The following is an 11,835-nucleotide window of genomic DNA, read 5'->3' on the forward strand; positions in this document are numbered from 1 at the left end:
TGTGGTTTTGGCGTCTCTGTAGCGTTCAGCGCGACACCATTCGCGCGACATTGGGGTGAGCGTCGTGGCCGACGAGGAGGAGCTTCGCTCCTATCTCAGGCGAGCGACCGCCGACCTGCAGAGGACGCGGCGGCGACTCCGGGAGGTCGAGGCGAGCGCCACGGAGCCGATCGCGATCATCGGGATGGGCTGCAGGTATCCGGGTGACGTCGCCTCGCCCGAGGACCTGTGGCGGCTGGTCGCCGACGGCCGCGACGCCATCGGCGAGTTCCCGGCCGATCGGGGCTGGGACCTGGACACCATCTACGACCCCGAGCCCGACCAGCCGGGCAGGACCTACGTACGGCACGGCGGTTTCCTGTACGGCGCGGCGGAGTTCGACGCGGCGTTCTTCGGCATCAGCCCCCTGGAGGCCCGCAAGACCGACCCACAGGAGCGCGTGCTGCTGGAGGTGACGTGGGAGGCGCTGGAGCGGGCGGGCATCCCACCCGACTCGCTGGCCGGAAGCCGGACGGGCGTGTTCGCGGGGCTGATGTACCACGACTACGGCGCCGGCGACCCGGCGGGCAGCATGGTCTCCGGACACATCGCCTACAGCTTCGGTCTGGAAGGGCCCGCGGTGAGCCTGGACACGGCGTGCTCCTCGTCGCTGGTCGCCCTGCATCTGGCCGCGGAGTCGCTGCGGCGCGGCGAGTGCACGCTCGCGCTGGCAGGGGGCGTGGCGATCATGGCCACGCCGCAGATCTTCCTCGACTTCAGCAGGCGGCGCGGGCTGGCTCCCGACGGGAGGTGCAAGTCGTTCTCCGACGACGCTGATGGCACAGCGTGGTCCGAGGGCGCGGGGATGCTGGTGCTGGAGCGGCTGTCGGAGGCGCGGAGGCGCGGCCACCGGGTGCTCGCCGTGCTCCGCGGCTCGGCGGTGAACCAGGACGGCGCGAGCAACGGCATCACCGCGCCGAACGGACCCTCCCAGGTGAAGGTCATCAGGAGCGCGCTGGCCGTGGCCGGGCTCACGCCGTCGGACGTCGACGCGGCGGAGGCGCACGGCACGGGCACAGCACTCGGCGACCCGATCGAGGCGCAGTCCCTGATCGCGACGTACGGCACGGGCAGGCCGGCAGACCGGTCGCTCAGGCTCGGGTCGATCAAGTCGAACCTCGGGCACGCCCAGGCCGCGGCCGGGATCGCCGGGATCATCAAGATGGTCATGGCGATGCGCCACGGCGAGTTGCCCAGGACCCTGCACGTGCGTGAGCCCTCCCGGCACGTGGATTGGTCGGCGGGCGCGGTCGAACTGCTGACGCGGTCGATGCCGTGGCCGCGGAACGGGCGTCCCCGCCGGGCGGTGGTCTCGTCGTTCGGGGCCAGCGGCACCAACGCGCACGTGATCCTGGAGGAGCCGCAGGAACCGAGGCAGGACTCGGACGAGGTGCCCGCGGAAGCGGCAGGGGCGGCGATCACGCCGGTGGTGTTGTCCGCGAAGACCGACGACGCGTTGCGCGAATACGCCGGGCGGCTGGCCGGACATCTGGCCGCTCACCCTGGCGAGCGGCTGGCCGACATCGGCCTCTCCCTGGTGACCGGCCGCGCGTCCTTCGACAGGCGCGCGGTGCTGCTCGCCCGGGACCGGGACGAGGCGGAGGTACGGCTGCGCGCCCTGGCGGCCGGGGACTCGCCCCGCGGCGTGGTGTCCGGACTGGCCGACGTCAGAGGCAAGACCGTTTTCGTCTTCCCGGGCCAGGGCTCACAGTGGCCGGGAATGGCCGCCGCGCTGCTGGCGGAGTCCGAGGTGTTCGCTGAGCGCCTGCACGAGTGCGAGGAGGCCCTGCGGGGGAGCGTGGACTGGCGGGTGACCGCGGTCCTGCGTGGTGAGCCAGGCACGCCACCCGCCGACCGGGTGGACGTCGTCCAGCCGGCCCTGTGGGCGGTGATGGTCTCGCTGGCGGCCGTATGGCGCGCTCACGGCGTCGAGCCCGACGTGGTGATCGGGCACTCGCAGGGCGAGATCGCAGCGGCGTGCGTGGCCGGTCTGCTGTCGCTGGAGGACGCCGCCCGAGTCGTGGCCTTACGCAGCAGGGCGATCGGCGAGGTGCTCGATCGCGGCGGCGGCATGCTCGCCGTGGGACTGCCGGCCGCCGGCGTGGGCGCCCACCTCGACCGGTGGCAGGGCCGGATCTCGCTCGCCGCGGACAACGGCCCCGGCTCGGTGGTGTTGTCCGGGGAGGCCGACGCGCTCGAGGAACTCCGGCTGGACCTGGTGGCCCAGGACGTGCGGGCCAAGCGCGTGCCGGTGGACTACGCGTCGCATGCCCCGTCCGTCGACGCGCTGCGCGAACGTTTGCTGGAGGATCTCGCCTCCATCACTCCCCGGCCGGAGCACGTGGACATGATGTCCACGGTCACAGGCGGGCCGGTCGACGGCGAAACCATGGACGCCGCGTACTGGTTCGAGAACCTGCGGCGGACGGTCCGGTTCGGTCCCGTCGTGGCCGACCTGGCCAAGCGCGGCCATGCGATGTTCGTGGAGGTCAGCCCGCATCCCGTGCTCACCATGAGCATCCAGGAGACGCTGGACGAGCTCGGCGTCAACGCGGCGGTCGCCGCCACGCTGCGGCGCGACGAGGGCGGCGTCGAGCGGTTCGCCGCCTCCCTCGGTGAGCTGCACGTTCGCGGCCTGGCGCCGGACTGGACCGCCTTCTTCCCCGGCTCGCGGCCGGTCGAGCTGCCCACCTACCCCTTCCAACGCGCCAGGTACTGGGAGACGAAACCCGAGCCGCCGCCCGCCGAGGACCTCGACCGCGCCGACGACCGCGCGTTCTGGCAGGACGTGGAGCGCGAGGACGCTGAGGCGCTCGCAGGCAGGCTCGGCATCGACGCCGCCCGGCTGCGGGAGGTGCTGCCCCACCTGTCGGCGTGGCGGCGCGACCGCACGGAGGACGCGCTCCTGGACTCCTGGTCCTACCGGGTCTCCTGGAAGCCGCTCGGCCTGAAGGGGCCCGCGGCTCTCCGCGGCGCCTGGCTTGTCGCCACGCCGCCCGGAAGTGAGAAGGCTGACGCGGTCGCCGTCGGGCTGGCGCGGCGCGGCGCCACGGTGATCGGCCTGGAGGTCGACGGCGCGGATCGCGCGGAACTCGTGCGGCGGCTGCGCTCGGCCCTGGGCGACACCCGCCCCGCCGGGGTGCTCTCCCTGCTGGCGCTGGATGAACGGCGACACCCCGCGCATCCGGTGCTGTCCCACGCGCTCGAAGGCACACTCCGGCTGCTCGGGGCGCTCCATGACGCCGACGTCACCGCGCCGGTCTGGTGCGTGACCACGGGCGCGGTCGCGGCGAACCGGTTCGAGGACGCCGATCCGGCGGCAGCCGCGCTGTGGGGCATGGGCACGGTGCTCTCGCTGGACCAGCCCGGCACGTGGGGCGGCATGGTCGATCTCGCCGACGTGACGGACGACAGCGGCCTCGACCGGCTGTGCCGCGTGCTCTCCGGCTCCGACCACGAGGATCAGGTGGCAGTACGGCAAGCTGGAGCGTTCGCCAGGCGCATGGTGAGAGCCCCCTTGGAAACAGGCGCCGCGACCCCGTGGCGCCCGCGCGGCACCGTGCTGGTGACCGGCGGCACCGGAGCGGCGGGAGCGCACGTCGCCCGCTGGCTGGTGGGTAACGGCGCCGAGCACGTCGTCCTGGTCAGCCGCCGGGGCAGGCAGGCGCCCGGCGCCGTCGAGCTCGCCGCGGAACTGGAGGAGCTCGGCGCCACGGTGAGCGTGGAGTCGTGCGACGTGGCAGACCGCGCGGCCGTCGCCGAGCTGGTGGCCGGGCTGCCGCTGACCGCCGTCGTGCACGTGGCCGGGGTGTTGCCCGACGAGGCGCCTCTGGCGGAGACGACCCCGGAGCGCTTCGCCGACGCCATGCGCGCCAAAGTCGCCGGGGCGGCGCACCTGGACGACGTGCTCGCCGATCGGCCGCTCGACGCCTTCGTGCTCTTCGGATCCGGCGCGGCCATCTGGGGCTCCTCTGGACGGCCCGCCTACGCCGCCGCCAATGCCTTCCTCGACGGGCTCGCCCAGCGCCGCCGCGCGCGCGGCCGGCCCGCGACCTCGATCGCGTGGGGTTCCTGGGCCGGTGGAGGCATGGTGGACGCCCACACGAGCCGGCAGCTTCGCCGTATCGGCCTGGCCGAGATGGATCCCGGACCGCTCGTTCAGGCCATGGGCCGGGCGGTCGGCGCCGGGGAGAGCCACCTGGTGGTCGCGGACATCGACTGGCCCCGGTTCGCGCCCGTCTACGCCCTGCACCGCAGCCGCCCCCTCCTGCGTGACCTGCCCGATGCGTCCCAGGCGCTCGCCCCGCAGGCTGCCCAGGGCTCGGCTGAGGGCGGGCGGCTCGCCGACCGGCTGGCCGGAGCGGGAGCGGCGGAGCAACGTCGCGCGCTGCTCGACCTGGTGTGCACCCACGTCGCGGTGCTGCTCGGCCATGACAGTGCGGCGGCGGTCGAACCGGGACGGGCGTTCAAGGACGTCGGCTTCGATTCGGTGGCCGCCGTGGACCTGCGCAACCGGCTCAGTGCCGCGTGCGGGCTGCGCCTGCCCGCCACACTCGCCTACGACCGCGTCAACGCCGCGGGCGTGGCCGAGGACCTGTGGGCCCGGTTGTTCCAGGATGAGTCCGCCACCGACGTGCCGCTCTCAGTGGAGCTGGACCGCCTGGAGGCGAGGCTCGCCACCCTGTCGCGCGGCCAGATCGAGGGCGCGCGGATCATCACGCGGCTCCAGACGCTGGCCGGGAAGCTGATCGAGACCCTTGACGACGGCCAGGCCGCGGTCGCCGAGCGGCTGCGGACGGCCACCGCCGACGACCTCTTCGACCTGATCGACAACGAACTCGGCGCGACCGGATACGAGGTGTAGATGGCCAGCGAGGCGAAGCTCGTCCACTACCTCAAGCGGGTGACGGCTACCTTGCACCAGACGCGCGAACGGCTGCGCGAGCTGGAGTCGGCCGAGCACGAACCGATCGCCATCGTCGCGATGGGCTGCCGCTTCCCGGGCGGGGTGAAGTCGCAGGAAGACCTCTGGCGCGTGGTCGCCGATGGCGTCGACGCCATCGGCCCCTTCCCCGCCGACCGCGGCTGGGACCTCGAGGCGCTCTTCGACGCCGATCCGGACCAGCACGGCACCAGCTACGTGACCGAGGGCGGGTTCCTCGACGGCGCCGCCCACTTCGACGCCGAACTCTTCGGCGTCTCGCCGCGCGAGGCGCTGGCCATGGACCCGCAGCAGCGGCTCGCACTGGAACTGGCCTGGGAGACCTTCGAGCTCGCCGGGATCGCGCCCCACTCGCTTCGCGGCACGTCCGTCGGCGTGTTCATCGGCAGCGGCGGTCAGGACTATTACGACGGGGTCGCGCCCGAGCTCCTGTCGGAGGTCGCGGGCGACTACCTCAGCACGGGCACCGCCGCATCGGTCATCTCCGGCCGGATCGCCTACTGCTTCGGCCTGGAAGGGCCGGCCGTCACCCTCGACACCGCCTGCTCGTCCTCGCTCGTCGCGCTGCACGTCGCCTGCCAGGCCCTACGCCGGCAGGAGTGCTCACTCGCGCTGTCGGGCGGCGTCGCCGTGATGTCGACGCCCGCGCCGTTCCTGGCCTTCAGCAGGCAGCGCGGCCTGGCTCCCGACGGGCGGTGCAAGGCCTTCTCCGACGACGCCGACGGGACCGGCTGGTCGGAGGGGGCCGGGATGGTGCTGCTGGAACGGCTCTCGGACGCGCGGCGCAACCGGCATCCCGTCCTGGCCGTCATCCGCGGCTCGGCGATCAACTCCGACGGCGCGTCCAACGGGCTCACCGCGCCGAACGGCGTGTCCCAGCAGCGCGTCATACGGCAGGCGCTGGCCGGCGCCCGGCTGACCCCGGCCGACGTCGACGCGGTCGAGGCGCACGGCACGGGCACCACGCTCGGCGACCCCATCGAGGCGGGCGCCCTGCTGGCGACCTACGGCGCGGATCGGCCCGCGGATCGGCCGTTGTGGCTGGGGTCGATCAAGTCGAACATCGGGCACGCCCAGGCCGCCGCCGGGATAGGTGGCGTCATCAAGATGGTGCTTGCCCTGCGGCACGGAATACTGCCCAGAACCCTGCACGTGACGCGGCCCAGCGGCGAGGTGGACTGGTCGCGCGGAGCCGTACGGCTGCTGACGAGCGAACGGCCGTGGGCGCGCGAGGAGGGCCGTCCACGCCGCGCCGGTGTGTCCTCCTTCGGGGTCAGTGGGACGAACGCCCACGTGATCCTTCAAGAGGCTCCAGTGGAGGAGAGCGAGGCGCACGATGAGGGGTTCGGGTGGCCGGATGGCGTCGCCGTGCCGCTGCCGGTCGCAGGGCAGGGCGCGCGGGCTCTGAGAGCCCAGGCGGACCTGTTCGAGCCTGTGGCGGCGGAGGCAGGCGTGCTCGACCTCGGCTACTCGCTCGCGACCACGCGGACTCCTCTGCTGCATCGCGCGGTGGTGCTCGCCCGGGACCCCGGCGCGGCCCGGCGCGGGCTCGCGGCGATCGCCACGGACGGAGCTGCCCCGGAGGTGGTGACGGGGCCGGCGGTCAGGGGAGCGACGGCGTTCCTGTTCCCCGGCCAGGGCGCGCAGCGGGTGGGCATGGGGCGTGAGCTGCATGAGGCGTTCCCCGCCTTCGCCGAAGCCTTCGACGAAGCCTGCGCGGCGTTCGACGGCCTCCTGGACCGGCCGCTGCGGGAGGTGATCTGGCACGAGGCCGGGCTGCTCGACCAGACCGGCTACACGCAGCCGGCGCTGTTCGCGGTCGAGCTGGCGCTGTCCCGGCTGCTCGGCGTCTGGGGCGTCCGCGCCGACCTGCTCCTCGGCCACTCCGTCGGAGAGGTCGTCGCCGCCCACGTCGCCGGGGTGTTCTCGCTCGCCGATGCCGCGAAGCTGGTCGCCGCTCGCGCCCGGCTGATGCAGGACCTGCCGCCGGGCGGCGCGATGGTGGCCGTTGAGGCGTCGGAGGAGGAGATGCTTCCGTGGCTGACGGACGGGGTGAGCCTGGCCGCGGTCAACGGCCCCGCGTCGGTCGTCGTCTCCGGCGCCGCCGATGCCGCCCTCACCGTCGCCGCGCGCTTCGCCGACGCGGGCCGCAGGACCAGGCGGCTTCAGGTCTCGCACGCCTTCCACTCCTCCCTCATGGACCCGATGCTGGCGGAGTTCGCGCGCGTCGCCGCCGACGTGACCTACGCGGCGCCCACGATCCCCGTGGTCTCCAACCTCACCGGCGCGGTGCCGCCCGCCGAGGAGCTGTGCTCGCCCGGTTACTGGGTGCGGCACGTCAGAGAGCCGGTCAGGTTCCACGACGGCGTTCGAGCCCTGCGTGCCGCCGGGGTCTCCCGGTTCGTCGAGGCGGGCCCCAGCGGTCCGCTGTCGCCGCTCGTCATGGAGAGTGTGGGCGGGGCTGGCACGGTCGTGGTCCCCACGGCGCGCACAGGACACGGGGAGGCGGACGCCGTGCTCGCCGCAGTGTCGCGGCTGTACGTGAGCGGCGTCGATCCCGACTGGAACGCGGTCTTCGCCTCGCGGGGCGCGCGGCGGATCCCGCTGCCGACGTACGCGTTCCAGAGCCGGCGCTACTGGATCGGCGGACGTGAGCGGCAGGGCCGGCTGGCCGCCGCGGGTCTGCACGCGCCGGCCCACCCGCTCCTGGGCGCCGCGATCAGTCTCGCCGGCGACGGGGGCGCGGTGCTCACCGGCCGGTTGGCCGCCACCCAGCAGCCGTGGCTGGCCGACCACGCCGTCAACGGGACCGTCATGCTGCCGGGCACCGCCTTCGTCGAGCTCGCTCTGGAGGCGGGCGACCATGTCGGCTCCCGGAGGGTCGAGGAGCTGACGCTGAGCAGCCCGCTCGTGCTGCCTCGGTCCGGCGGCGTCCGCATCCAGCTCACCGTGGGGGTCGCTGACGAGGCCGGCCGCCGCGCCCTCGCCGTCCACTCCCAGCCGGACGGCGCCGCCGCGGACGATCCCTGGACCACACACGCGACGGGCACGCTGGCACCCGCCACCGGCGGCCATGACGACGCCGGGCTGACCGCCTGGCCCCCGCTGGACGCCGAGCCGGTCCCGCTGGAGCAGCTGTACGACGACTTCGCCGCGAGCGGACTGGAGTACGGGCCGGCTTTCCGCGCGCTGCGCGCGGCCTGGCGACGCGGCGAGGAGATTTTCGCCGAGGTGCGGCTGGCCGACGAGGCGGCGCACGACGTCGACCGGCTCTGGCTGCACCCGGCCGTCCTCGACGCCGGGACGCACGCCCTGCGCGCCGGGGGCGAGGGCGGCGAGGGGGTCGCGCCGTACTCCTGGTCGGGCATCGAGCTGTCGGCCCGCGCCGGGGCCGTCGCGCGGGTCCGCTTCACCGCGCTCAGGTCGCACACCTTCGCCGTGCACGTGGCGGATGGGGCCGGCGGTACGGTCGCGACCGTCGACGCCGCGGTCTTCCGCGCCGTCCAGCCGGCGACAGGGGAGGCCGCCCCGCCGCTGTATCGGCTGGCCTGGCGACGGGCTGCCGAGGTACGCCCCACCGAGGTCGCGGCTGGGGTGGTGGAGCTCGATGAGGTGGATCTCGCCGCACCGGTCCAGGACACGGTGATGGTGCGGAGCTCGCCCGGGGTGGACGCCGAGGCGGTGCACGCCGCCTCGGAGCGGGTGCTGGGCGCCGTCCAGGCATGGGTGCGCGCCGGGGGTGACGAGCCCCTGGTGGTGATCACCAGCGGCGCGGTCTCGGTGGACGGCGAGCCGGTGACGGACCTCGCCGGGGCGGCGGTGTGGGGCCTGGTCCGGTCGGCGCAGACCGAGCATCCTGGCCGGTTCGTCCTGCTCGATGTCGATGACGCGGCTCGCGCCGCCGACCTGGTACCCGGCGCGGTTGCCTCCCGCGAGCCACAGCTCGCGGTCCGACGCGGCGTGCGGTACGCGGCCCGCCTGGTCAGAGGTACGGCAGGCGGCGTGCGGAGCACCGCGGACGGGGGTCCGGGGTTCGGCGACACCGGCACCGTGCTCGTCACCGGCGCGTCCGGAGCACTCGGCGGCCTGGTGGCCAGGCACCTGGTGACCAGGCACGGGGTGCGCCACCTCGTGCTGCTCAGCCGTACCCCCGGCACCGAGGCCGCGAAACTGGCCGGCGACCTGGCCGAACTCGGCGCGAACGCGCACGTCGCCGAGTGCGACGTGGCCGACCGGGAGGCGCTGGCCGCCGTGCTGGCGGGCATCCCGGAGGACCGTCCGCTCACCGCGATCGTGCACCTCGCCGGCGTGCTCGACGACGGCGTGGTTACCGCCATGACGCCGGATCGGGTGGCCGGGGTGCTGCGGCCCAAGGTGAACGGCGCGGTGAACCTGCACGAGCTGACCAGAGACCGCGACCTGTCGGCCTTCGTGCTCTTCTCATCGGTCTCCGCCGCCCTCGGCGCGCCCGGGCAGGCCAACTACTCCGCGGCCAACAGCTTCCTCGACGCGTTCGCCGCGCATCTCCGCTCCGCCGGACGGCCCGCGCTGTCCCTTGCGTGGGGCCTGTGGCGCGATGCCGGCGGCATGGGCGGCAAGCTCAGCGACGCGGACGTCGCCAGGCACACCGGCGGCGGCCTGGCGCCCCTGACCGTGTCCGAGGGGCTGGCCATGTTCGACGCCGCGCTCGGGATGGCGGAGCCCGCGCTGGTGGCGGCCAAACTCGACCTCCCGGCTCTGCGCGTGCGGGGCGCCATGAGCGCGGGACCGCTGGCCGGCCTCGCTGGTGGGACGGCACGGCAAGTCGCCGCGCCGCCGCCGGGCACGGCGCCCACCTTCGCCGGCCGACTCGCCGCGACGGCGCCGGAGCAACGCCGCGCCGCCGTCCTGGACCTGGTACGCGAGCACGTGGCCGCGGTGGCGGCCTATGAGTCGGCTGCCGACGTCGAGACGGTCCTGGAATTCCAGCAGCTCGGCTTCGACTCGTTGACCGCGCTCGAACTGCGCAACCGGCTCGGCGAGGCGACGGGCCTGAGCTTGCCCGCCACCATGATCTTCGACTTCCCGACCCCGGAGACGCTCGCCGAGCACCTGTACGGCCGGCTGTCGGGGACGGCGGAGCACGCCACCCTCCCGGAGCGTCGCGACGGCCGGGAAATCGAACACGACGACCCCATCGCGATCGTGGGCATGGCCTGCCGGCTTCCCGGCGGGGTCGCCTCACCGGATGACCTCTGGACGCTGCTGGAGGAGGGGACCGACGCGATCGGCCCGTTCCCCGCCGACCGCGGCTGGGATGTCGACGCTCTCTACGACCCGGAAGGCCGCCGGCCCGGTAGCAGCTACGTGCGGGAGGGCGGGTTCCTGCGAGACGCCGGGGACTTCGATCCGGCGTTCTTCGGCATCGCGCCCAGGGACGCGCCGCTGATCGACCCGCAGCAGCGGCTGCTGCTGGAGGTGTCGTGGGAGGCGCTGGAGCGGGCGGGCATCAACCCGCGCTCGTTGCGCGGCAGCCGTACCGGCGTCTACGTCGGCGTGCAGTACCACGACTACGTCGGCTCGGCGAGTGCCGGCTCGCTCGTCACCGGCCGGATCGCCTACACTCTCGGCCTCTCGGGACCCGCGCTCAGCGTGGACACGGCGTGCTCGTCGTCGCTGGTGGCGTTGCATCTGGCGGGGCAGGCGCTGCGGTCGGGGGAGTGTTCGCTGGCGCTGGCGGGTGGCGTGACGGTGATGGCGACGCCGGAGACGTTCGTGGAGTTCTCGCGGCAGCGTGGGCTCGCGCGTGATGGGCGGTGTAAGGCGTTCGCGGGGGCCGCGGACGGCACCGGCTGGTCGGAGGGCGTGGGGCTGCTGGTCGTGGAGCGGCTGTCCGACGCGCGGCGCAACGGTCATCCGGTGCTGGCGATCGTCCGGGGCAGCGCGGTGAACCAGGACGGCACGTCCAACGGGCTGACCGCGCCGAACGGGCCCGCGCAGCAGCGGGTCATCCTTGAGGCGCTGGCGGACGCGGGCCTGTCGCCCGCCGACGTGGACGCCGTGGAGGCGCACGGCACCGGGACGCGGCTCGGCGATCCCATCGAGGCACAGGCCCTCATGGCCATCTACGGCCAGGCGGAACGGCCGCTGTGGATCGGCTCGATCAAGTCCAACATCGGCCACACTCAGGCGGCCGCCGGAGCCGCCGGCGTGATGAAGATGATCCTCGCCATGCGGCGCGGCCTGATGCCCAAGACGCTTCACGTCACCGAGCCTTCGCCTGAAGTGGACTGGTCGGCGGGCACGGTACGGCTGCTGACCGAGCCCGTCGCCTGGCCGGGCGGCGGGCGGCTCCGGCGTGCCGGTGTCTCCTCCTTCGGCGTCAGCGGCACCAACGCGCACGTCATCCTCGAGGAGCCACCTGCCGCGGCGCCCGCGCCCGGCGCGCGGCCGGCCGGCGGGGGCAGTGTCCCGTGGGTGCTGTCCGCCCGAAGCCGTGACGCGCTGGGGGCGCAGGCCGAGCAGCTGCTGTCCTTCCTCGACGAGGATCCGGATCGTGACCTGGCCGACGTCGGGTTGTCGCTGGCGACCACGCGTGCCGCGATGGAGCACCGCGCCGTGGTGATCGGCAGCCGGGCCCCGCAGTTCTTGCGCGGGCTCACGGCGCTGGTGGACGGGGAGGACGCGCCGGGCGTGGTGAGCGGCCTCGCTCGTACGGCCGGCCGTACCGGCTTCGTGTTTTCGGGTCAGGGGGGGCAGTGGGTGGGGATGGGGCGGGGGTTGTATGAGCGTTTTGGGGTGTTCGCGGGGGCGTTGGATGAGGTGGTGGGTGGGTTCGGGGGTGTGGTGGGTGGGGGTTTGCGTGAGGTGATGTG

General features: G+C 74.0%; 2 protein-coding genes. Both read left to right on the forward strand.

Going from position 1 to position 11,835, the window contains the following annotated elements:
- The first annotated feature begins 64 nt into the window (after nucleotides 1–64).
- The gene (locus AB0C16_RS29960) at nucleotides 65–4,903 is read left to right on the forward strand and encodes a type I polyketide synthase (protein ID WP_357687610.1); all 4,839 of its coding nucleotides are present in this window, start codon (nucleotides 65–67) and stop codon (nucleotides 4,901–4,903) included.
- The coding region (locus AB0C16_RS29965) for a type I polyketide synthase (protein WP_357687612.1) at nucleotides 4,904–11,835 on the forward strand (6,932 nt) is incomplete at its 3' end. It lies immediately after the preceding gene.

This window comes from Nonomuraea sp. NPDC048916 (genome assembly GCF_040649575.1).
Taxonomy (GTDB): domain Bacteria; phylum Actinomycetota; class Actinomycetes; order Streptosporangiales; family Streptosporangiaceae; genus Nonomuraea.